At 64.5% G+C, this 21,299-nt stretch carries 24 protein-coding genes; 11 read left to right on the top strand and 13 right to left on the bottom strand.

Annotated features, from left to right (window positions below; genetic code table 11):
• The first annotated feature begins 103 nt into the window (after positions 1-103).
• From ACN0X7_RS14450 to ACN0X7_RS14440, 3 genes are all read left to right on the top strand, one after another.
• Positions 104-1,063: a radical SAM protein gene (locus tag ACN0X7_RS14450; protein ID WP_417518466.1), complete on the top strand. Its 960-nt coding sequence runs from the start codon at positions 104-106 to the stop codon at positions 1,061-1,063.
• A complete protein-coding gene (locus ACN0X7_RS14445; protein ID WP_417518464.1) occupies positions 1,060-1,920 on the top strand; it encodes a metallophosphoesterase family protein in 861 nt (286 codons plus the stop codon). The genes ACN0X7_RS14450 and ACN0X7_RS14445 overlap by 4 nt, the downstream gene beginning before the upstream one ends.
• A 164-nt stretch (positions 1,921-2,084) precedes the next feature.
• Complete coding sequence (locus tag ACN0X7_RS14440; protein WP_417518462.1) at positions 2,085-2,510, top strand: GcrA family cell cycle regulator; 426 nt, start codon at positions 2,085-2,087, stop codon at positions 2,508-2,510.
• Between the two features lie 13 nt (positions 2,511-2,523).
• Here the strand turns inward: ACN0X7_RS14440 and tauD are convergent, their stop codons facing one another.
• A complete protein-coding gene (gene tauD, locus ACN0X7_RS14435; protein WP_417518460.1) occupies positions 2,524-3,378 on the bottom strand; it encodes a taurine dioxygenase in 855 nt (284 codons plus the stop codon).
• A 43-nt stretch (positions 3,379-3,421) separates the two neighbouring features.
• Between tauD and ACN0X7_RS14430 the strand changes: the two genes are divergently transcribed.
• Complete coding sequence (locus tag ACN0X7_RS14430) at positions 3,422-3,868, top strand: DUF983 domain-containing protein (protein ID WP_417518458.1); 447 nt, start codon at positions 3,422-3,424, stop codon at positions 3,866-3,868.
• 8 nt (positions 3,869-3,876) lie between these two features.
• Here ACN0X7_RS14430 and ACN0X7_RS14425 read toward each other — a convergent pair whose 3' ends face one another.
• The 4 genes from ACN0X7_RS14425 to ACN0X7_RS14410 all read right to left on the bottom strand — a co-directional run bounded on the left by ACN0X7_RS14425 (position 3,877) and on the right by ACN0X7_RS14410 (position 7,567).
• Positions 3,877-4,494 carry a glutathione S-transferase family protein gene (locus ACN0X7_RS14425; RefSeq protein ID WP_417518456.1) on the bottom strand — a complete coding sequence of 206 codons (618 nt, stop codon included), beginning with the start codon at positions 4,492-4,494 and terminating at the stop codon, positions 3,877-3,879.
• The gene (locus ACN0X7_RS14420; RefSeq protein WP_417518454.1) at positions 4,491-5,348 is read right to left on the bottom strand and encodes a crotonase/enoyl-CoA hydratase family protein; all 858 of its coding nucleotides are present in this window, start codon (positions 5,346-5,348) and stop codon (positions 4,491-4,493) included. Before ACN0X7_RS14420 ends, ACN0X7_RS14425 begins: the two co-directional genes overlap by 4 nt.
• A gap of 1 nt (position 5,349) precedes the next feature.
• On the bottom strand, positions 5,350-6,195 hold the full coding sequence (locus tag ACN0X7_RS14415) for an enoyl-CoA hydratase/isomerase family protein (protein ID WP_417518452.1): 846 nt from the start codon (positions 6,193-6,195) through the stop codon (positions 5,350-5,352).
• A gap of 70 nt (positions 6,196-6,265) precedes the next feature.
• A complete protein-coding gene (locus ACN0X7_RS14410) occupies positions 6,266-7,567 on the bottom strand; it encodes an adenylate/guanylate cyclase domain-containing protein (RefSeq protein ID WP_417518450.1) in 1,302 nt (433 codons plus the stop codon).
• 146 nt (positions 7,568-7,713) lie between these two features.
• Here ACN0X7_RS14410 and ACN0X7_RS14405 point away from each other — a divergent pair, with 146 nt between their 5' ends.
• Positions 7,714-8,631, top strand: coding sequence for a bifunctional helix-turn-helix transcriptional regulator/GNAT family N-acetyltransferase (locus ACN0X7_RS14405; RefSeq protein ID WP_417518448.1), 918 nt, complete (start codon positions 7,714-7,716; stop codon positions 8,629-8,631).
• 3 nt (positions 8,632-8,634) lie between these two features.
• On the opposite strand, the gene ACN0X7_RS14400 is transcribed toward ACN0X7_RS14405, so the two are convergent.
• Genes ACN0X7_RS14400 through ACN0X7_RS14390 form a run of 3 tightly spaced genes read right to left on the bottom strand, consistent with a single transcriptional unit; the run spans position 8,635 to position 11,335 of the window.
• On the bottom strand, positions 8,635-10,086 hold the full coding sequence (locus ACN0X7_RS14400; RefSeq protein WP_417518446.1) for a sensor histidine kinase: 1,452 nt from the start codon (positions 10,084-10,086) through the stop codon (positions 8,635-8,637).
• 2 nt (positions 10,087-10,088) lie between these two features.
• Positions 10,089-10,817: a response regulator transcription factor gene (locus tag ACN0X7_RS14395; protein ID WP_417518444.1), complete on the bottom strand. Its 729-nt coding sequence runs from the start codon at positions 10,815-10,817 to the stop codon at positions 10,089-10,091.
• Positions 10,817-11,335 carry a hypothetical protein gene (locus tag ACN0X7_RS14390; protein ID WP_417518442.1) on the bottom strand — a complete coding sequence of 173 codons (519 nt, stop codon included), beginning with the start codon at positions 11,333-11,335 and terminating at the stop codon, positions 10,817-10,819. The genes ACN0X7_RS14395 and ACN0X7_RS14390 overlap by 1 nt, the downstream gene beginning before the upstream one ends.
• Positions 11,336-11,611: 276 nt before the next feature.
• Between ACN0X7_RS14390 and ACN0X7_RS14385 the strand changes: the two genes are divergently transcribed.
• Complete coding sequence (locus ACN0X7_RS14385) at positions 11,612-13,036, top strand: M23 family metallopeptidase (RefSeq protein ID WP_417518754.1); 1,425 nt, start codon at positions 11,612-11,614, stop codon at positions 13,034-13,036.
• Between the two features lie 24 nt (positions 13,037-13,060).
• Here ACN0X7_RS14385 and ACN0X7_RS14380 read toward each other — a convergent pair whose 3' ends face one another.
• Positions 13,061-13,834: a class II aldolase/adducin family protein gene (locus ACN0X7_RS14380; protein WP_417518440.1), complete on the bottom strand. Its 774-nt coding sequence runs from the start codon at positions 13,832-13,834 to the stop codon at positions 13,061-13,063.
• Between the two features lie 188 nt (positions 13,835-14,022).
• Between ACN0X7_RS14380 and ACN0X7_RS14375 the strand changes: the two genes are divergently transcribed.
• From ACN0X7_RS14375 to ACN0X7_RS14365, 3 genes are read left to right on the top strand one after another with little or no spacing between them, the layout of a single operon-like run.
• On the top strand, positions 14,023-15,009 hold the full coding sequence (locus ACN0X7_RS14375) for a TRAP transporter substrate-binding protein (RefSeq protein ID WP_417518438.1): 987 nt from the start codon (positions 14,023-14,025) through the stop codon (positions 15,007-15,009).
• Positions 15,010-15,042: 33 nt separating this feature from the next.
• Entirely contained in the window at positions 15,043-15,537 is a 495-nt protein-coding gene (locus ACN0X7_RS14370) for a TRAP transporter small permease (protein WP_417518436.1), read from the top strand.
• Positions 15,538-15,540: 3 nt separating this feature from the next.
• Positions 15,541-16,800 (top strand): TRAP transporter large permease, encoded by a 1,260-nt coding sequence (locus ACN0X7_RS14365; RefSeq protein WP_417518434.1) that lies wholly within the window; start codon positions 15,541-15,543, stop codon positions 16,798-16,800.
• A 6-nt stretch (positions 16,801-16,806) separates the two neighbouring features.
• Here the strand turns inward: ACN0X7_RS14365 and ACN0X7_RS14360 are convergent, their stop codons facing one another.
• The 4 genes from ACN0X7_RS14360 to ACN0X7_RS14345 all read right to left on the bottom strand — a co-directional run bounded on the left by ACN0X7_RS14360 (position 16,807) and on the right by ACN0X7_RS14345 (position 18,988).
• Positions 16,807-17,832, bottom strand: coding sequence for a threonine aldolase family protein (locus ACN0X7_RS14360; RefSeq protein WP_417518432.1), 1,026 nt, complete (start codon positions 17,830-17,832; stop codon positions 16,807-16,809).
• A gap of 71 nt (positions 17,833-17,903) precedes the next feature.
• Positions 17,904-18,152: a GIY-YIG nuclease family protein gene (locus ACN0X7_RS14355; RefSeq protein ID WP_417518430.1), complete on the bottom strand. Its 249-nt coding sequence runs from the start codon at positions 18,150-18,152 to the stop codon at positions 17,904-17,906.
• A gap of 60 nt (positions 18,153-18,212) precedes the next feature.
• Positions 18,213-18,641, bottom strand: a complete 429-nt coding sequence (locus tag ACN0X7_RS14350; protein ID WP_417518428.1) for a M67 family metallopeptidase — start codon at positions 18,639-18,641, stop codon at positions 18,213-18,215.
• Positions 18,638-18,988 carry a hypothetical protein gene (locus ACN0X7_RS14345; RefSeq protein WP_417518426.1) on the bottom strand — a complete coding sequence of 117 codons (351 nt, stop codon included), beginning with the start codon at positions 18,986-18,988 and terminating at the stop codon, positions 18,638-18,640. Before ACN0X7_RS14345 ends, ACN0X7_RS14350 begins: the two co-directional genes overlap by 4 nt.
• On the opposite strand from ACN0X7_RS14345, the gene ACN0X7_RS14340 reads away from it, so the two are divergent.
• Together ACN0X7_RS14340 and rpoH are read left to right on the top strand one after the other, a co-directional pair.
• The gene (locus ACN0X7_RS14340; RefSeq protein ID WP_417518424.1) at positions 18,987-19,970 is read left to right on the top strand and encodes an RluA family pseudouridine synthase; all 984 of its coding nucleotides are present in this window, start codon (positions 18,987-18,989) and stop codon (positions 19,968-19,970) included. The genes ACN0X7_RS14345 and ACN0X7_RS14340 overlap by 2 nt on opposite strands.
• A gap of 83 nt (positions 19,971-20,053) precedes the next feature.
• Positions 20,054-20,965 carry an RNA polymerase sigma factor RpoH gene (rpoH, locus tag ACN0X7_RS14335; RefSeq protein ID WP_417518422.1) on the top strand — a complete coding sequence of 304 codons (912 nt, stop codon included), beginning with the start codon at positions 20,054-20,056 and terminating at the stop codon, positions 20,963-20,965.
• Positions 20,966-21,299 lie beyond the last annotated feature (334 nt).

Genomic DNA, 21,299 nt, shown 5'->3' with positions numbered 1-21,299 from the left:
CGGCGTGCATCGCGTTGACAGCGGGGTCTGGCCCGACCACGTTCCGACCGTGTTATTGTAACCGCACGTAACGTCTGATTCTGGCGGTTTCGGAAGGAGGCTCATGTCCGACGCAGCAACCCAGTCCGGCCCAGCAGGACTCGATCCCGCCAAGTTTCGCGACCCCGACACCACACTCGACGGCTCGGCACGCGCGTCGGTGGATCTGAAGAACCTCGGCACGCTGTGGTTCAACACGGGCACCCTGTGCAATCTGGCCTGTGCCAACTGCTATATCGATTCCAGCCCGACGAACGATGCGCTGATCTATCTGACCGCCGCCGAGGTCGACGGCTTTCTGGATGAGCTCGACCGGGATTTCCAGGCGGAGGAGATCGGCTTCACCGGGGGCGAGCCCTTCATGAACCCGGCGTTCATGACGATGCTGGAGTCGTCGCTGAAACGCGGGTACCGGGTGCTGGTCCTGACCAACGCCATGCGTCCGATGATGAAATGCGCGGATGCCCTGCTGGCCCTGCACCGGACCTATGGCGGTAAACTGCGCATCCGGGTCTCCATCGATCACTATTCGCAACAGCTGCACGATCTGGAACGCGGGGCGAAGGCCTTCGAACGTATGCTGCCGGGTCTGGACTGGCTGGCCGGACACGGGTTTCACCTGTCGATCGCGGGCCGCACCTTCTGGAAGGAAACCGAGCCGCAGTTGCGTGACGGCTTCGAACGCTTTCTGAAGGGACGCGGCATCGCGCTGGATGTGACCGATCCGGAACGGCTGGTGCTGTTCCCCGAGATGGACGCCGATGTGGACGTCCCCGAGATCACGACGGCCTGCTGGGACATCCTGAACGTCAGCCCCGACGCCATGATGTGCGCCAGTTCGCGCATGGTGGTACACCGCAAGGGCGAGGCGAGGGCCAAGGTCGCCCCCTGCACCCTGCTGCCCTACGACAAGGGCCTGGAGATGGGCGAGACGCTGGCCGATGCCAGTGCGCCCGTGAAGCTGAACCACCCCCACTGCGCCAAATTCTGTGTTCTGGGTGGCGGGTCGTGCAGCGTCGCATGACCGACGTCCTGGACCTGGGTGCGATCACGGCCCCGCTGCTGGTCTATGGCGGCACCTACAGCAATCTGCAGGCGACCGAAGCCCTGCTGGAACGGGCGGACACGCTGGGCATTCCCGTCAGCCATCGCATCCACACCGGCGATATCGTGGCCTATTGCGCGGACGCTGCGGCCACGACCGACCTGGTGATGGCACGCGGCGGGCACGTGCTGCGCGGCAACTGCGAGGAAAGCTTCGGTGCCGGCGATGGCGGCTGCGGATGCGGCTTCGAGGAAGGCAGCGCCTGCGATCTGGCCTCTCGCGATTGGGTGGCCCACGCTAACGCGGAACTGACGACGGCACACCGCGCCTTCATGGCCGCCTGTCCCGGCACGATCCGCTTCACGATGGCCGGTCACCGTCTTGCCGTCACCCATGGCGGATTCTCAGCCATCAACCGCTTCATCTTTGCCACCGACGCGGCTGCCATCGCCGAGGAACTGGCGCTGAGCGATGCCGATTGCGTGCTGGCCGGGCACAGCGGCATTCCGTTCGCACGACAGAACGGTGATCGTCACTGGATCAACGCCGGCGTGATCGGCATGCCGTTCAACGACGGACGGACCGAGACCGGCTTCACGGTGCTGATGCCGACGGGTGAAGGCATTCAGGTGAGGTTCGAACGTCTGGACTATGACCACGCGGGAGCCGCGAAAGCCATGACCGACCGCCGGATGCCGCCCGGCTATCGCGACGCCCTGTTGCGCGGGTTCTGGCCGAACATGGACGTCATGCCCGCACCGATGCGTGCCCGGCGCGGCGACGCCCTGCCCCTTGAGCCATTCACGATCCCAGCCGGTCTTCGCACCGCAGCCTGATCCGATCCATCCGGCACCGGCACCGCGCTTCAGCCTTGAGCAGATATGGGTCTTATCCACAAGATATTGTGGGCAGCCCCATAGTTTGATATTGGCCGGGCGTGTTCGATCCCGTATCTTGTGTATCAGTAACTGACGATCACGAAATGTGGATGGAGGCTGTCATGTCTGCAGGATGGACGGAAGAACGGGTCACTCGCCTGAAGGAACTCTGGGGTTCCGGCAAGACGGCGGCACAGATCGCCGACGAACTGGGCGACGTGACCCGCAATGCGGTCATCGGCAAGGCCAATCGCCTGGGCCTGTCGAAGCCCGGACGCCCGCGCGCGACCAAGCCGAAACCCGCGATGAACCGCACGCTGAACCGCCCGATCCAGCCCCGCCAGGAAGCCGCGCCGAAGGAAGTGTCCGAGCCGCTGACCCCGCCGCCGCCGCCGGGCGCGCTGCCGCAGCATCGCCGGTGCCAGTTCCCGATCGGCCATCCGGGCGAGGATGATTTCCACTTCTGCGATCACGAAACCTCGACCGGCAAGCCGTACTGCGAATATCACTGCAGCATCGCCTACCGTCAGCGGGTCGCCGCCGCCTGACCGGGCGGCACGGCTACAGGTACGGGCGGTCGCCCTTGATGGTGACGCGGTGGCCCTTGCGCTCGTGCGGCCAGTAGTCCCACAGCGCATGATGCTGCAGACACCGGTTGTCCCACAGCGCGATATCGTTCGCCGACCATCGGAAGCGCACCTGAAAGAAGGGGCTTTCGATGTGACGGAACAGGAAACCCAGCAGGTTCTTGCTCTCGGCTGATGTCAGTTCGTTGATCCGCGTCGTGAAGCCGGCGTTCACGTACAGGGCCTTGCGTCCGGTTTCGGGGTGCGTCCGCACGACCGGATGCGTGGCCGACGGATAGACCCGGCCGGCATCGTCGACGCCGCGGTCGCTGTAGCGGCCCCGGTAGACATGTTCGGATTCATGCTGCGCCGTCAGGCCCTGCAGCATCTGCTTCATCGGATCGGACAGCGCGTCATAGGCGGCATACATGCTGGCGAACAGCGTATCGCCGCCCGTCTCCGGCAGCGTGTGGATCTGCAGCATCGTCGCGGCAGGCGGTTCGGTATCGCAGCTGACATCGGTGTGCCAGCCGCCCCCGTTCGCCACCTTGGACTCCCGATGGGTGTGAATGACGAAGACCTCCGGCCTGCCGTCCAGATGCGGCGCCGCCGGATGCACGTGCAGATCGCCAAACCGCCGCGCGAAGGCGATCTGCGTCTCGGGTGCCAGTTCCGACTGCTCCCGGAAGAAGATCACCTGATGCTCCAGAAAGGCCCGGTGCACCTCGGCGAAGGCGTCATCCGCAATGCCGTTGCCCAGATCGATCCCCCTGATCTCGGCCCCCAGCGCCGGTTCCAGCGGTCGGACGTCGATCAGACGATAGTCGTTTGCGCGTTCTGTCTGTGCCATGGCGACAGCGTACGCCCGTGCGCGGGTCGCGGCAACAAACCACATGGGCGGATCGCGCCGATCGAACCATCTTCGCCGCATGAGCGTGAACTACATGGATGACATGGCTCCCCGGTCCGTCTGGCAGGCCATTCGACGGGGTATCATGGGCAAATGCCCGAACTGCGGCGAAGGCCGCCTGCTGCATTCCTATGTGAAGGTGAACGACGCATGCCCGTCGTGCGCCGAGCCGATGCATCACCACCGCGCCGACGACATGCCGCCCTATGCGACCATTCTGATCGTCGGCCACATCATCATTCCGATGGTCCTGATGGCCGAGCAGGCCTGGGCGCCCGCGACCTGGGTGCACTGGGTGGTGTGGATTCCGCTGACCGTCCTGATGTCACTGTTTCTGCTGCCGCGGATCAAGGGTGCCGTGATCGCGCTGCAATGGGCCAACCGCATGCACGGCTTCGGCGGCGAGGAAGATCTGCCCGTCCAACCGTAGCAGCGCGGCTATCGTTCGAAGCTGGCCTTCCAGATCGGACCCGTGACCGGATCATCGCGGACCTGACTCACCAGCGCGCCGCAACGTGGCAGCGCCAGCGATCTGTCGAACCAGAAATACAGCATCGCCAGATAGACATCCGCGACCGACAGCCGGTCGCCGCAGAGATAACCGCTCGCTGCCAGCTCCCCTTCCAGCAGGTCGAAGGCCGCCTTCATGCGTGCGTTCGCGGACGCGCGCACCGCATCGTGCTGATCCGGGTCCGCGATGATCCGCTCGGGATAGGTTCGGCGCAGCATGGCCTCGTAGATCGTGGTGGCGATGAACAGCGTCCAGCGCAGGAAAGCCGGATGCGCCACGTCGCCGGGCGCGGGCGCGATGCCCGCCTCCGGATGCGCACCGGCAAGATGGATCAGCATCGCCGCGCTTTCGGTCATCCGGGTCCCGTCCGGCAGGTCGAGCACCGGCACCTGCCGCCAGGGATTGATCGCGGCGAAGCTCTCGGGCAGCGGCGTACTGACCGGGCTGTCGAGCAGTTCGACCCGGTAGTCCACCCTTGCCATCGCCAGCGCCGCCTCGACCACGAACCCGCCGGACCCCTGGCGGTTGATCAGCACATAGGTCACTTGAACTCGGGCTCTTCCCACCAGGGATAGAAGTCCGGCATGTCCTGCGACGGTTTCATCGAGAATTCCGGCGCGCGTTTTTCGAGGAACGAACTGACGCCTTCCTGCGCATCGGCGGCGGCGCCCATGGCGACCATGCCCCGGCTGTCGATCTGGTGCGCCTCCATCGGATGATCGGCAGCCAGCAGACGCCAGAACATGGCGCGGATCATCGCGACCGAGACGGCGGACGATTTCTCCATATAGGATTTCGCGATCTCCCGGGCGCGGGGCAGCAGGTCATCGTGGGGCACGACCTCCCGGACCAGCCCGCCCTTCAGGGCCTCGTCAGCCTCGAACACCCGTCCCGAATAGGCCCAGTCCAGCGCCTGCGAAATGCCCACCAGCCGCGGCAGGAAATACGACGAGCAGGCCTCGGGCACCACGCCCCGCTGTGCGAACACGAAACCGAACCGCGCCTTTTCGGAAGCGATACGCACATCCATGGGCAACTGCATCGTCGATCCGACACCGACGGCGGGACCGTTGATCGCACCGATCACCGGCTTCTTGCACTGATACAGGCGCAGGGTCATCACCCCGCCGCCGTCGCGCACAACCTCGCCGGGCTCGTAGCCGCGCTTGGCATAGTTGAACGTCTCGCCGCCCCGGCTGAGGTCGGCACCGGCGCAATAACCCCGGCCCGCACCGGTGAAGATGATCGCGCGCACATCGTCGTCGGCATCGGCCCTGTCCAGCGCGTCCATCACCTCGACCCGCATCTGCTCGGTGAAGGCGTTCAGCTTGTCGGGCCGGTTCAGGGTGATGGTCAGGATGCCGTCTTCGACATCATAGAGGATCTGTTCGTAGGTCATTTCAATCTCCATCCTTGGATGAGTTCACGGCCCGCGCATCGGCGAGCCAGGGCGGGTCCTGCTTGTTCAGAAAGGCACGCATGCCGGCGGGCGCTTCCGGGCGGCGCAGCAATCCGACGAGATGGTGCGCTGCTGCATCGAGCGTCCCGGTCAGCGGTTCCGTGTCCGTGCGCAGCACGACATCCTTGACCGCCGCCATGGCCGCCGGATCGTTGCGGTCGATCTCTTCCAGCACCTCGGCCAGCACCGCCTCGGTTTCCGCATCCGACCGTGTCAGATAATGCGAGACACCCAGCCGGTAGGCTTCTTCGCCGGAGATACGGATGCCCAGTACCGCGATGCGGCGCAACTGTCCGGCCCCCATGCGCCGCGCGATGAAGGGGATGATCTGGGAGGGGATGAAGCCGACCTTCGGTTCGGGCAGCGCCAGCTTGGCGGTGTCGCGGATGATCGCCACGTCCGCGCAACACGCCATGCCGAAGCCGCCGCCCGCCGCACCGCCCTCGACGATGGCGACGACCGGCTTCGCGAGATCGTTCAGCGCCATCAGCACGTCGCCAAAGAACCGGTAGGGTTCAAAAAGGGGATCAGCTTCGCCGGGTGCCGCTGCCGGCGGCATGTCCTGCATCGCGTTCAGGTCACCGCCCGCAGAGAAATTGCCGCCCGCGCCGCGCAGGATCAGCACACGCGCTGCGGGATCATCGGCAACGCGGGCCACCGCGTCGCCGATCTCCTCCATCATCGCGTGGGTCAGGGCGTTGCGGGCCTCGGGCCGGTTGAGGGTCAGCCAGGCGCGCGTGCCCCGCCGCTCAAGAATGATCGACCGATAGGCCGGATAGATACTCACCGGATGTCCTCCCCAGGGCGCTCGGTGCCGCGATCATATGGTGAAATCGAAGGATTGCCAGCGATGGCGGCTATTCCGCCGCGGCAGACGTGGCGCACGGCCCGGTCAGCCACCATGTCGGCATCCGGCCCTTGCCCTTCACCTCGACCTCGCCGCGCGGTTCGAAGTCGTAGAGCCCCTCCAGCGCGTCGACGACCTCACGCGTGACCTGGATGCGGTCCGCCGCGCCCGTGGTCTCCATGCGGGAGGCGGTATTCACGGCATCGCCCCAGAGATCGTAGAGGAACCGGCTGTCGCCCACCACGCCGGCGATGATCGGCCCGCGCGCCACCCCGATGCGGATGTGCAGCGCCGATCCGTCGGGCCGCTTCAGATCCCGAACGACACGGATCATGTCCAGCGACAGCGCCGCCGCCTGGCGGGCATCGGCCTTCGAGCCTGCGGGCGCGCCCGCAGCCACCATGTAGGCATCGCCGATGGTCTTGATCTTCTCCACGCCATGCTGGACCACCAGCTTGTCGAAACGGTCGAACGCGTCCGACAGGGTATCCAGCGTTTCCTCCGGCTGGCATTCCGACGCCATCGATGTGAAACCCTCGATGTCGGCGAACAGGACGGTGACGTCGGCCAGCCGCTCCACCACGCGCGTCTCCCCCTCGCGCAACCGGGTGGCGACGCTGGCGGGCAGGATGCGGTCCAGCAGTTCGCGCACGCGGGCGCGCTCTTCGGCCACCAGTTCGTTCGAGGCGAACCCCCGGCGGCGCAGCAGTTCCATGCGGCGCAGGGCGACGAAACCGATCAGGTTCGATGCGAGGATCAGCACGATCGAATAGCTGACCTGCTGCAGATCGGCGTGCGGCCAGCCGCCCCAGATGGTGATGCCGAGATAGAGCGCGGTGCAGAGGAGGGCGGCGTTGACCGCCTGGATATAGAAGAAAGGCAGCATCGCATAGATGATGAAGACCATCAGGATGAAGCCGTGATCGACGGGCTGGAAATGCCCACCGTAGACATTGGCCACAGCCTGAAAGACCGTGTAGCCGATCACCATCACCATCAGCAGCGCCGGCCAGCGCGTGCGCCAGAACGGGCGGTAGCTGGCCGCCAGCAGAACCACGAACAAGAGGGTCATCCCGATCCCGCGCCACAGGGCGATGGTCACGGCATTCTCAGGATAGAAGAAGAAGTCCTGAGGCACGAAGATCAGGTTCAGCCCGATGGCGATCATCATCGCAGCCCGCAGCGTCGACAGGTTGCTCTCCCTCAGCGCGCCGCGGTAACGGTCGTCCCAATCCTCATCGATGAACCGGAGGCTCCATCGTTTCAGCGCCGGGAGGCCGTCGGCCGAGACGTCATGACGTTTGTGCTGCATGAATTTCATGCGCCGGAGGATAGTCGCGCGGACATGGCCCGTCAGGCGAAATCTGTAACCGGTTGAAACAGGCGTGCGTCACAAGATGATTGACATAGTCATTTATTTATATGTTATTTGTCATCTATAACTGCAGGAAGGCTGGCATGGAACGAGAGATCGAGGCCGTACGCGACTTCACCCGCTTCTACACGCGGCACATGGGCGTCCTGAAGGAAGGCCTGCTGGATACCCGGATTCCGCTGCCCCAGGCCCGGCTGGTCTTCGAACTTGCCCAGCGGGACGGCGCAACCGCGGCGGAACTGGCGCAGGATCTGTCGCTGGATCCCGCCTATGTCAGCCGCATCATGAAACAGCTCGACCACGCCGGACTGACGCAGCGCACGACATCCACTGCCGATGCCCGTCAGAAACGGATATCCCTGACACCGGCCGGAAGGGCCTGCTTTGCGGACCTGGACACCCGCTCACGCACCGAGGTGGCATCAATGCTGGCCGGTCTGCCGGATGCGGATCGCGCGGCGCTGGTCGCCGCCATGTCCCGCATCCGGAGACTGCTGGACAGACAGGGCGATGCCGGCGCCGCGCCGGTGGTTCTGCGTCCGCACCGTCCGGGCGACATCGGCTGGGTCATCAGCCGGCACGGGGCGATCTATGCGGAAGAATTCGGCTGGGACCAGACCTTCGAGGCGCTGGTCGCGGACATCGCCGCCGCCTTCATTCGCGACTTCCAGCCCGAATGGGAGCAGTGCTGGATCGCGGAACTGGATGGCCGAAACGCCGGATCGGTCTTCGTCGTCCGCAAGAGCCGCGACATCGCCCAGTTGCGCATGCTGATCGTCGACCCCGCCGCGCGCGGCCACCGGATCGGAGAGATTCTGGTCGACACCGTGATCGCCTTCGCGCGGGCCAGGGGCTATCGCACACTGACATTGTGGACCAACGACTGCCTGCACGCCGCCCGGCGCATCTATCAGAAGGCCGGCTTCGAACTTGTCGATGAGGAAAAGCACCACAGTTTCGGCGTCGATCTGGTGGGCCAGAACTGGGATCTGGCACTCTGACGATCAGGCTTCGCGCATTCTGAGCACGATCGACAGCCCGCCGGTGTCGTTGTTTTCGGCATGGGCCGTGCCGTTCATCGCTTCCAGATTGCGGCGGACGATCCAGAGGCCCAGCCCGTCATGGCCTTCGTCGCCGGGCTTCCGGGCCGAAAAGCGCCGTTCGAAGATCTGTTCCAGATCATGTTCGGCCACGCCCGGACCGCTGTCGGTGATGCGGATCTCGATCGTCCCGCCGGGCTCATTGGTGGATATGACGAACAGCAGCCTGCCACCGGGCGGCGTGAGTTCCAGCGCATTTTCCAACGGATTTTCCAGGGCGGTCCGCAGCAGGTCCCGGTTGCCCCGGACCGTCAGATGCTCTTTCCCCTCGACGCCGATGGAAATGTCGCGGTCCTGCGCAATCGGCCGATAGGCATCGACGACATCACGGACCAGGGCTGCGACGTCCAGCGTGCCCATCCGTGGCGAGACCAGCGCCGCCGCCGCCTCCTCCGACTGCCGGATCACGGTGATCAGATGATCGAGACGGTCCACGGAGCGGTCGATCAGTTCGACCGACCGGCTGCGCCGCTGATCGCCCTCGGCGGCCTTCCGCAGCGGCTCCAGCGCCTGCGCGATGACGCCGACCGGCGTTTTCAGCGCGTGGGCGTTCTCTTCCGACAGGCGCAGCAGGCTCTGGGCGGAACGCCGCAGGCTGGCCACCATGCGGTCGAATTCCACGGCGACTCCGTCCAGTTCCGGCAGCTGGTTCAGATCCTGGAACCGCGCATCCTCCGCACCCTGTCCCGCGCGGCGGGCCGTGCTCGCAAAGCGCTTCAGGTCCCTGCGCACGCTCAGCAGCACCAGCACGATCAGTCCGACCATGCTGACATAGACGACGATGCTGATGATCATCTCGGGTGTCTGCCAGTAGGGTCGCACACCGTCCGGACCGAAGCGGGCCACCTCCTGGCGGGTCAGGATCACGACCCAGCATCCGCTGGGCAGGATGAACGGCACCACCGAGGCGATGACGCGGCGGTCCCCGGTGACCGCATCATAGATCGACCCCGCGCCCCCGGCCGACCGACAGTCGGGGCCGATACGCTCGACGGCGCCGGTTTTCAGCAGCGCCGCGCCCTCGGGATCGAGTTCGGAGGCCGTGAGCGCCGGTGCCGCCGCGACGAAGTAGAAGACACCCGCATCCTCACCCGCCGGTCGGAACAGGATGCGGATCTGGTTGCCCAGGGTGACGAAGCGCGCGAGTTCGGCATTCAGGTCCGGCAGGGCCGCCGGATCGAGCACCGGCTTCACCCCCTCCGCGATCAGCTGCCCCTGGGCCGACACGGATTCGCGCAGCAGGCGGCTGCGTTCCTGGTCGGCGGACTGAAGCTGCAGATAGATCACCACGGGCGCGATCAGGAGCAGGGCGGCGATGACGCCGAGGCGGGTCCAGAGTGAGCGCAGCAGGCGCACCGTCAGTCCTCGTCCGGTTTACGCCAGCGATATCCGAAGCCGGGATAGTTATCGATCTCCCCGAAGTCCGGGTCCAGATCCTCGAACTTGCGGCGGATCCGCTTGATCATGCTGCGCACGTTGGTCCGGTAGCCGTCTTCGCCGGAGCCGGCATGAAACCCCTCACCCCGCACCAGATCGTACAGTTCCCGATACCGGCAGTCGCGACCGGGCCGCGAGGCCAGATGGTGGACGATGGCGAATTCGGCGACGGTGAGGTCGACCTCGCGATCCCGCCACTTGGCGCGCGCGGATTCGGCATCGAGCGACAGCGGCCCCAGTGACAGGGGGCCATCGCCATCGGCTTCGACGTGGCCGCGCTGCCCGCCGACGATCAGATCGATGCGTCGGCGCAGAATCGAGAAACTGCGCGACTTCTCGATGAAATCGACCGCACCGCCGATCAGGGCCGCCTCCTCGTAAATCTGATCGCTCAACACCGTCAGGAAGATCACCGGCACCTGCCCGCCCTCGCCCCGGTACTGTTTCAGAACCTCGATGCCGTTCATCCGCGGCATCTTCCAGTCGAGCAGGATCAGGTCGGGAGCGGTGCCGCCGGAGAGCCGTTCCAGCGCTTCCGGACCGTCGGGGAATTCCTCGACGGTGAAGCCTTCGTCGGTCAGGTTCTGCCCGACCGACTCGCGGAACAGGTCGTCGTCATCGACGATGAAGATCAGGCCCTTGGATGCCATCAGCTGCTGGCCGCCTGTTCGGCACATCGCCGGTCGGCCTTCGCACCGCCGGTCGTTTCCCGTGGCGCGACCTCGAAGGTCAGTGCCTTGGCCTCTCCGCTGGCCACATCGCGGAACAGGAAAAGACTGAGTTCGCATCCGGTCAGATCGTAGCGCCAGACGGTGGCGGGCGGCTGGTCGCCGGTACTGCGGGGCGCGCCCAGTTCGGCGCGAATCTCGGTCTCGGTCAGCCCGATCAGACTGGACAGCGGACGCACCGGCTCCCTCTTCGGCTGCGCCGGCTTCGGATCCGTGCGCGCGCTTCCCGTCCTAGGGCGCTTGCTGACGACCCGTCCGTCGGGGCGCGGTGCCGGCGGCGGCGGAATGCGCGGTCCGGTGGCGACGATTTCGCGATCACCGCCAGGCGGCGGTCCCGCACCGGGCCTGGACGCGCTGACCGGTCCGGCATCCTCGGCAACGGGCGCATCCGTGGTGCACGCGGCCAGCACCAGCGCTGCCGCCAGAACGGCGTTTCGCATGTATGACCTGACTGTCCTGGTCACCCTGTCCCCCAAAGCCTTCGGTCAATGTAGCGGACCGCAATACCGACTACCATACACATGCTTGCAACAATCACCATTGCATCAACATATTGCCCTTCAACGCTGCTTTGTTACTTTACGTTCGTTGATTCGGGGATTCACGCGCGAATCATGGTGAATTTTTGCTGTCCGGGAAACGTCAAAATCTTGACAGTTCGAATTCGGTCCATATGGTGCGCGCGTTCATTCAAACGCTGGGGTTCCTTCTTGAATATGATTGCTGATGAGCCGGATTACCGCGGTCGTGCAAAGCGCAAGCGTCTGACACTGATGGCCGCGGGCGTCGCCCTGCTCGGCGCAATCGGGGGTCTTTCCGTGTCTTTCATGAACGGCGACATCCGGAACCCCGCGATGGCCGCCGTCGAACCCGGCGATTCCAGCCAGGTGCCGCTGCTGGTCAGCCAGCGCGAGAAGGACATCGACCTTTTCCTGAACAAGGTCCTGCCGTCCCGCGCGGACGCGACCGAAGAAGCCGAGAACGCGCCGCTTCAGGGCGACGGTGAACGCCTGGTCGAAACCGTCATCAAGCCCGGCGACACGCTGGCCAAGGCGCTGGCCGCCGCCGGCGCGAACAAGCTGATCGCCCACAAGGCTGCGACGACCCTGGGCGAACTGACGGATCTCAGGCGCCTGCGTCCCGGACAGGAACTGACCCTCTGGTTCGACAATGCCACCGATGCGCTGACCGGCGTGCGGCTGAAGGAAAGCGTGGAGCGCACCGTTCTGGCCCGGGCCACGGAGGAAGGCAGCTTTCAGGGCAAGGAAGAGCGCGCGGTCTTCACCCGCGAACTGGTGAAGGCCCGGGCGACGATCGACGATTCACTTTTCCTGGCCGCGGACCGCGCCAATCTGGAACATGAAGTCATCGCGGAACTGATCCGCATGTTCAGCTTCGATGTCGACTTCCAGCGCGGCATTCATCCCGGCGACAGTTTCGAAGTGACCTACGAGCGGTTCCTGGACGACAACAACCAGGTCGCCAAGACCGGTCGCATCATGAAGGCGACGCTGGTCCGCAAGGACAAGCCGCTGACCTACTACCGCTATCACGCGAAGGGCACGACCCATCCCGGCTATTTCAACGCCGAGGGTCAGAGCGCCAAGAAGACGCTGATGCAGACGCCGATCGACGGCGCCCGGATCTCCTCGGGCTTCGGACGCCGCAAGCATCCGATCCTGGGCTACACCAAGATGCACAAGGGTACGGATTTCGCCGCGCGCAGCGGCACGCCGATCATGGCGGCCGGCGACGGCACCATCGTCAGCCTCGGCTGGAACGGCGGTTATGGCCGCTATATCCGGATCCGTCACAACGGCACCTACCAGACGGCATATGCCCACATGAAGGCTTTCCGCCGCGGGCTCAAGAAGGGCAGCGTCGTCAAGCAGGGACAGATCATTGGCTATGTCGGAACGTCCGGTCGCTCGACCGGTCCGCACCTGCACTATGAGGTGCTGAAGTCCGGCAAGCAGGTCAATCCGCGGTCCATCAAGCTGCCGACCGGCATCAAGCTGGCGGGCGCGAGCCTGAAGGCCTTCCAGGCCCACCGTGCCGAACTGGACAAGACCATCGCGGCCATGCCCTACCTCGGCTCGCAGGATGTGGCGCGCGCGTCAGCCATCCCCTCGGACGACTGACGCATCCCGCCGGACTCGTTCCGGTCAGTCTCTCCAGCTCGTGTCCTGACGGTCCAGGCGGCGGATCAGCGCCTCGAATTCCCGCTGCCCCATGCCGGCACCAAAACCGCCGCGCGCAGCGTCCCTGACATAGGTCTGGACATCCCGTGACGGCACCACCAGCTTGCCGCCGGCCTGCGCCGCGATCTGCATCTTGCAGGCGGTTTCCATGTAATGCATCAGCAGGAAGGCTTCCTGTACGGTCTCGCCAACCGTCAGCAGACCGTGATTGCGCAGGATCATGACGTTCTTGTCGCCCAGGTCGGCGACCAGCCGCGCCTGTTCTTCCTCGCGCAGGGCGATGCCTTCATAGTCATGGAAGGCGATATTGTCGGTGAACAGCATCGCGGTCTGGCTCAGCGGCAGCAGCCCCTCCTCCTGAGCCGACACGCCGGTCCCCGCCACGGTATGGGTGTGCAGCACACAGCCCGCCGACGGCCTTTCGCGGTGAATGCAGCTGTGAATGACATAGCCCGCCGGGTTGATGCCATATTCGCTGTCCGAGAGAATGTTCCCCTCGATATCGACCTTGATCAGGTTCGACGCCGTGATCTCTTCGTACAGCAGCCCGAACGGATTGATCAGGAAATGCTCGTCCGGTCCGGGCACACGGGCCGAGATATGGGTGTAGATCAGATCGTCCATGCCGAACATGTGGACCAGGCGATAGCAGGCGGCCAGATCGAGGCGCACCTGCCACTCCTCGGCACTGATTCCGTCGGGACGGGCACTGGGATGCCGGGCGATGGTGGCTGTCATTCTGTTTCCTCCAGAAGCTGAGATGATGGATCAAGCGTAGGCTGTTCGCGTCCGCATGTCAGCCGAACGCAACGTCAAGTGCGACATTGTGTCGAAACCCTTTGCGACGGGCGCGGGTAGCCGTTTAGATTACCCCTATCCAAAGCGACGCCAAAAAAACCGGCGCGTGTGACAACAGGGAGAGAAACATGATCCGCAAGCTGATCCTTGCCGCCGCCGCATTGTGCGTCGCCGGTGCCGCCAATGCGCAGGAAATGGAACTGAAATACGCCACTGCCGCGCCGGAACCGACGCCGTGGGGCAAGTTCCTGAACGACACGATTGCCGATGTCGCCGCAGCCGATGCGACGGTCAAGATCGTCCCCTATTTCTCATCCGCGCTGGGCGACGAACAGACGGCCCTGCGCCAGACGGTGCGCGGCCGCATCGACATGTCCGGCCAGTCGGGTGTCGCGACCTCGCTGGTCGCGCCCAGCTTCGAGTTGCTGAATTCAGCCTACCTGTTCGACAGCCCGGAACAGTCCGACTGCATGTTCGACAACCACATCGGCCCGATCTTCGCCGACCAGATGGAGAACTCGGGTCTGGTGCTGCTGTCATGGGTCGAGGTCGGCCATTCCTACACCTCGTCCAAGGAGAAGATTCACACGCTGGAAGACATCAAGGGCGTGAAACTGCGTGTGCCGCCGACAGCCGCATCGCGCCTGTTCTATGAAGAGATCGGCGCGAATCCGGTGCCGATGGGCGTCGTCGACATGGTGCCTGCCCTGAAGACCGGTCAGGTCAACGGCATCACCACCTCGACCGTCTATGGCATCGCCATCGGCCTGCCGAAGCTGGCACCGCATACGCTGGTCCACAAGGCCACCCATGACGTCGGCACGGTCACGGTGTCCAAGAAGGTCTGGGACAAGATGAACGACAGCCAGAAGAATGCGATGGGCGTGATCGATGCCCGCGTGAACGATCTGCGCACGGCCATCCGCGGTGCCGAAGCCGGACTGCTGGCCAAGGTCGCCTCCGCCGGTGCGCCGGTCTACGAACTGCCCGAAGCCGAGAAGGCACGCTGGCGCGAAGCCGGTGACCGGGCCGCACAGAAGCTGATCGCGGAGATCGGCGGCGACGCCCCGCAGATCTGGGAGCAGATCCAGAAGGCCAAGGCGGCCTGTTCCTGATCCCTGGTCAGCGGGCCGAGGGGGCCTCGCCGGATGGCTGCATTTCTGAAATGGCTTCTGCGGGCTGAAAGTCTGGTAGCAGCGCTTGCCTATCTGATCGTGGCAAGCCTGCTGCTGGGCGAGATCATCGCCCGGGAGATATTCTCGACAACCATCTGGGGATCGCAACGGATGGCGGTGTTCGCCGCCATCTACGCGGGCTTCCTCGGGCTCTGCCTGGCGACAGCGGCCAACAGCCATCTGAGACCGCAGTTCGCGGACGGCTGGTGGCCCGCACGCTGGGCGCGCGAGCTTGACCGGATCGGCGATGTGATCTCGGCGATCCTGTTCATCATCCTCGGCATCGTCGGGCTGGATTTCGTCTCTCAGACCTATGCCACCGGCGACACCGCCTCGGTGATCCGCTGGAAACTCTGGCCGTTCCAGGCGGTCATCGTCTACTCGTTCTTCTCATCGGCGGTCCGGCACATCATCTTCGCGGCCAGACCGGATCTGAAACCGATGCCCGATATCACGGAAACCGCATAGGCCATGGAAGTCCTCCTCCTCATCGGCCTCGTGCTGCTGCTGCTCTCGCTCCGCCAGAGCGTCATCCTCATCCTGTTCGCGTCCGGCTTCTACGTGCACTACGTGTTCGGCGACGGCGAACTGACCTATCTGATCGAGGACCTGTGGACCAGCGTGGACCGCGGCGTCCTGCTCGCGATCCCGATGTTCGTCCTGGCAGGCAACATCATGACGCGCGGCTCCATCGCCGAACGCCTGATCAACATCATGCGCGCGCTGACGCAGTGGCTGCCGGGCGGGCTGGCGGTCTGCACGATCATGTCCTGCGCAGTGTTCGCGGCGCTGTCCGGGTCGTCCCCGGTCACGCTGCTGGCCGTCGGTTCGATCATGTATCCCGCCCTGATCCAGCAGGGCTATCCCAAGAAGTTCGCCCTCGGCGCGCTGGCATCCGCCGGTACGCTGGGCATCGTCATCCCGCCGTCGATCCCGCTGATCCTCTATGGCATCGTCACCGAGAAATCGATCGTCGATCTCTTCCTCGCCGGCATCATCCCCGGCATCCTGCTGACCGTCGTGCTGACGGCCTATTCGCTCTGGTCGAACCGCGGCATTCCCGCCGTCGCCTTCAGCGTGCCGCAACTGGGCGGCGCGCTGAAGAAAGGCATCTTCGCGCTGATGACGCCGGTCATTCTGCTGGGCGGCATCTACACCGGCTTCTTCTCCGCGACCGAGGCCGCCGCCGTTGCCGTCGGCTATGCGCTGCTGGTGGAGATCCTGATCCACCGTGAACTGAAGCCGAAGGATTTCTACAGCATCGCCGTCGAGACCTCGCGCCTGCTGGGCACGCTGCTGCCCATCGTCGCCATCGCACTGTCGATCAACCTGCTGCTGACCGCCGAGCGGATTCCGCAGGAGATGGCGGCCTGGATGACGACGCTGGTCGACGACCAGTTCACCTTCCTGGTGATCCTGAACATCTTCCTGCTGATCGTGGGCTGCCTGGTCGACATCGGTGCCGCGATCCTGATCCTGGCGCCGATCCTGATGCCCATCGCACAGGCCTACGGCATCCACCCGATCCACTTCGGCATCATCATGGTCGTGAACCTGGAGATCGGCTACATCACGCCGCCGATCGGGCTGAACCTGATCGTCGCGATGACCGCCTTCAAGGAGGACTTCCTGCTGATCTGCCGGTCGGTGCTGCCGTTCATCGTGCTGATGCTGTTCGTCCTGATCTGCGTGACCTGGATCCCGGAACTGTCGCTGTTCCTGATCGAATAGGGCCGATCAGCCGCCGCAGATGTTGATAAAGCGGTCCACTTCGGCGTCGGTGGTGGCGAAGGAGGTCACCAGTCGCACGGCATTCCGTCCGACGGCGTCCATGTCATAGAAGCTCGCACCGTCCGCGCGCAGGCGCCCCGCCGCCCCATCGGGCAGGCAGACGAACAGTTCGTTCGCCTCGACCGGATGCGCGAAGGACACGCTGTTGATCCGTGACAGGCCATCGTGCAGCCGCTGCGCCGTGCGGTTGGCATGGCGCGCGTTCTCCAGCCACAGATCGTCGGTGACATAGGCCAGCAGTTGCGCCGAAAGGTACCGCATCTTGGAAAACAGATGGCCCGCCCGCTTCCGCCGGAAGATGAAATCGCGCGCCTTCTCGGGGTCGAAGAAGATCACGGCCTCGGCGGCCATGGCCCCGTTCTTGGTCGCGCCGAAGGACAGGACGTCCACACCGGCCTTCCAGGTCATCTCGGCGGGTGAACAGTCCAGTCTCGCCACCGCATTGGCAAAACGTGCACCGTCCATGTGGACCTGACAGTTGCGGGCGTGCGCCAGTTCCGACAGGGCCGCGATCCGGTCGAGATCGTAGACAGCGCCATATTCGGTGCACTGGGTCAGCGAGACCGCAGCGGGCTGCGGATTGTGATCGAAGCCCACGACGAACCTGTCCAGCCCCTGGCGCAGGCCATCGGCCGTCAGCCGTCCGGACTCCGCCTCGACCGTGTAGAGCTTCGCGCCGCCGGTATAGAACTCCGGCCCGCAGCATTCGTCGTCGAAGATGTGGGCATGTTCGTGGCAATAGATCGCCCCCCAGGGTGGCGCGACGGCCGACAGCGCGAGACAGTTCGCCGCCGATCCCGTGGCGATCGGGAACACCGCCAGATCGGTCTCGAACAGGTCCGCCAGCTTCGCCTCCAGCGCGCCCGTGATGTCATCCTCGCCATAGGATTTCGCCACACCGTCATTGGCCGCAATGATCGCGTCCATGATCTTCGGATGCACGCCGGCGATGTTGTCGGATGCGAAATGCATGTCTTTCCCCTTCCAGAGCAGTCCCGCACCCGATGCGGGACCCATTCCTGAGCTTCGATCACACCGACCGACTAACAAATACAGCGATGGCGGCAACCCGCATCAATCATATGGCAGGTTTCCCGATACATCATTCCAATCCGGGTGCTGGCCTTCGAACAGTTCGAAATAGACAAGGCGTTTGATGCGGTGCTTTTGGTAAAGCTCCCGCCAACGCCGGCCTGATGCTGGGCGAACCTCTGACGGATCCGCGTCGAGACGCCGGTGTAGAGAGCACCGCCCTTGAAGTTGGTCAGGATGTAGACAACGGCCTGCCCCATGTCTCTCGTTTCGATGCACCGGCAGGGTGTCCCGGGTCAGGCCCGGGACACCCTGCCGGGCTAATCCACTATTTCCAGATCCAGCCGCTCCGGCGCGCTTTCAGGCGCCAGCCGCCAGGCGGCCAGCCCTTCCGGACCGCCCCAGCGCAGGCCCATGATCAGCCAGACCAGGTCCGGTTCATGCGCCTCGGCGCGGTCGCAGTCGGACGGCACGGGCTGTCCGAACGGATGGCTGTGGAAGTGGCCGACGATCTCCAGACCCTCGGCCCGCGCCGCCCTCTGGGTTCGAAGCCGCAGACCGGGATCGATCTCGAAGGCCTTCGGCGCATTCACCGACAGGTTCGGGCTTTCGATGACATCCGCGATGGTCACGCGCGCGCCGTCACGGGTGCCGATCAGCAGGCCGCAGCCCTCGTTCGGCAGGGCCGCGCCGAGCACCTGAAATATCCGGCCGGCAAGATCGATCGGCAGATGGACGGTTGCGGTCATTTGCCTTCGAACACCTGGCCGATGAGGCTGCCGTTGCGCACGTCGATCAGATAGATGACCACCCCTTCGCCCGACGACAGGGCCCGCACCATCAGGACATTGCCGTCGAGCTGGGAGTCCTGAATGCGGCCCTGGAGCGGATAATCGATGGAATAGGTCCAAGGATCCGAGCCCGAGATATCCGGTCCCGCGGCACCGGCTGGCGCATCGGTTTCGCCCGCGCCGCCGCTGAACATCTCGACGCCCTTGTAGATAATGATGCCGGTCATCGCCAGAATGGCTATACCAAGCACCACGACCACGATCTTGAGTACGCGGAAATTGGGCTGTTCTTCGTCATCTGCCATGAATGATTCCGAAACGCTGGAGGCCATTGTGCCCGACGAGGCGGAGGGGGAACGGCTCGACCGTTTCCTCAGCCAGGCCCTCGACGGGTCCGATCTGTCGCGCTCTCGGCTCAAGGCCCTGATCGACAAGGGCAATGTGCAGACAGCGGAGCGGACGATAACCGAGCCCTCCTACCGGGTCAAACCGGGCGAGGTCTGGCGCATCATGCTCGACCCCGCCGAGAACGCCGAGCCCGCCGGGCAGGACATCCCGCTGGACGTCCTGTTCGAGGACGCGCACCTGATCGTGGTCAACAAGCCGGCGGGCATGGTCGTCCACCCCGCGGCCGGCAACCCGGACGGCACGCTGGTCAACGCCCTGATCGGCCATTGCGGGGACAGCCTGTCCGGGATCGGCGGCGTGAAGCGTCCCGGTATCGTACACCGGCTGGACAAGGACACCTCCGGCGTGATGGTCGCCGCCAAGACCGACGCCGCCCATCACGGTCTGTCGGACCTGTTCAGCACCCATGATATCGAGCGGATGTATCTGGCGCTGGTGCGCGGCGTGCCCTATCGCCCCCGCGCCACCATCGAGGCCGCCGTGGGCCGGGACCCGAAGAACCGGAAGCGCATGGCCGTGCGCGACCACGGCGGCAAGCACGCGATCACCCACTATCGCATCAAGGAGCGGCTGGGAGAGGCCGCGGCCCTGCTGCGTTGCACGCTGGAGACCGGCCGCACCCATCAGATCCGCGTGCATCTGGCGCATCTGGGGCACCCGGTAATCGGCGATCCGCTCTACGGGCGGCTTCGCGCAGGATCGCTGCCCGGCATGACGCCGGAAGGGCGCGCCGCGGCCCGGGCGTTTCCCCGGCAGGCCCTGCATGCGGCCGTTCTGGGCTTCGTGCATCCGGTGACCGGCGAGACCCTGAAGTTCGAGGCGGAGATGCCGGAAGACCTGTCAGAACTGATCCGGACGCTGTTACACGCCGTAACCTGAGAACGCCTTGTTTGGGCCATATTGGGAACCCAGATTGGGCTGTGTCGTTATGTGGGTAACGAACCTTGAGGAGGGAAATAACAATGGCTGGACGCAATACAATCCCTGCGCTGTCCTCGGACGGCAGCCTGAGCCAGTATATGGACGAAATCCGCAAGTTCCCCATGCTGGAACCGGAAGAGGAATACATGCTGGGCAAGCGCTTCGCCGATCATGGCGATCTGGACGCGGCCCACAGGATGGTCACCTCGCACCTGCGGCTGGTCGCCAAGATCGCCATGGGCTATCGCGGCTACGGCCTGCCCGTGCAGGAACTGATCTCCGAAGGCAATGTCGGCATGATGCAGGCCGTGAAGCGCTTCGACCCCGAAAAGGGCTTCCGCCTGGCGACCTACGCCATGTGGTGGATTCGCGCCTCGATCCAGGAGTACATCCTGCGGTCGTGGTCGCTGGTGAAGATGGGAACCACGGCAGCGCAGAAGAAGCTGTTCTTCAACCTGCGCAAGCTGAAGGGCCAGTTGCAGGCCATCGAGGAAGGCGACCTGCATCCGGACACGGTCACCACCATCGCCGACAAGCTGCAGGTGTCCGAGCAGGAAGTCATCGACATGAACCGCCGTCTGGCCGCTCCGGACCATTCGCTGAACGCGCCCCTGCGCATGGATGGCGACGAGGAGTGGATGGACTGGCTGACCGATGAATCGGAAACCCAGGAAGACACCCTGGGCGAGTCCGAGGAACTGCAGCAGCGCCGGGCGATGCTGGAAAGCGCCATGAGCGTGCTGAACGAACGCGAGCAGCACATCCTGACCGAGCGCCGCCTGAAGGACAATCCTTCCACGCTGGAGGAACTGAGCCAGGAATACGGCGTCAGCCGCGAGCGTGTCCGCCAGATCGAGGTCCGCGCCTTCGAGAAGCTGCAGAAAGCGATGAAGAACGCCGCCGCCGAACAGCGCAACAAGGCCGAGAAGAAGCGCCTCGCCCTGACAAAGTGATCGGACCGCGATCCTTTCGCTGAACGACAGCCGCCTGCAACATCGCCCCCGGCTTGTCCGGGGGCCGTGCCGAACCACGGTGTTCGCCGAGCCGCCGGTTTCCCTTCACAGTGGCGAAGGTGACACCCTGTACGCCCGAACGTTCCAGGCATTTTTCAGTTTCACGGAATCACCAGGAAACTGAAATAACGCAACTTGCACAGGTCGTTGCCATTCTTGAAAGCGGTCTGAGTGGTTCCGTTCAGACCGTTTCCGCCCTAGAGCGTTCCAATATTAGATTGAAGCGTATCCTGCATTGGTGATGTAGTTGGCGCACTCCTTTGGCGTGATGCTG

It is taken from the genome of Minwuia sp. (assembly GCF_048263705.1).
GTDB lineage: Bacteria > Pseudomonadota > Alphaproteobacteria > Minwuiales > Minwuiaceae > Minwuia.
Note: the sequence above shows the minus strand (reverse complement) of the source record. Positions and strands in the feature narration are given on the sequence as shown.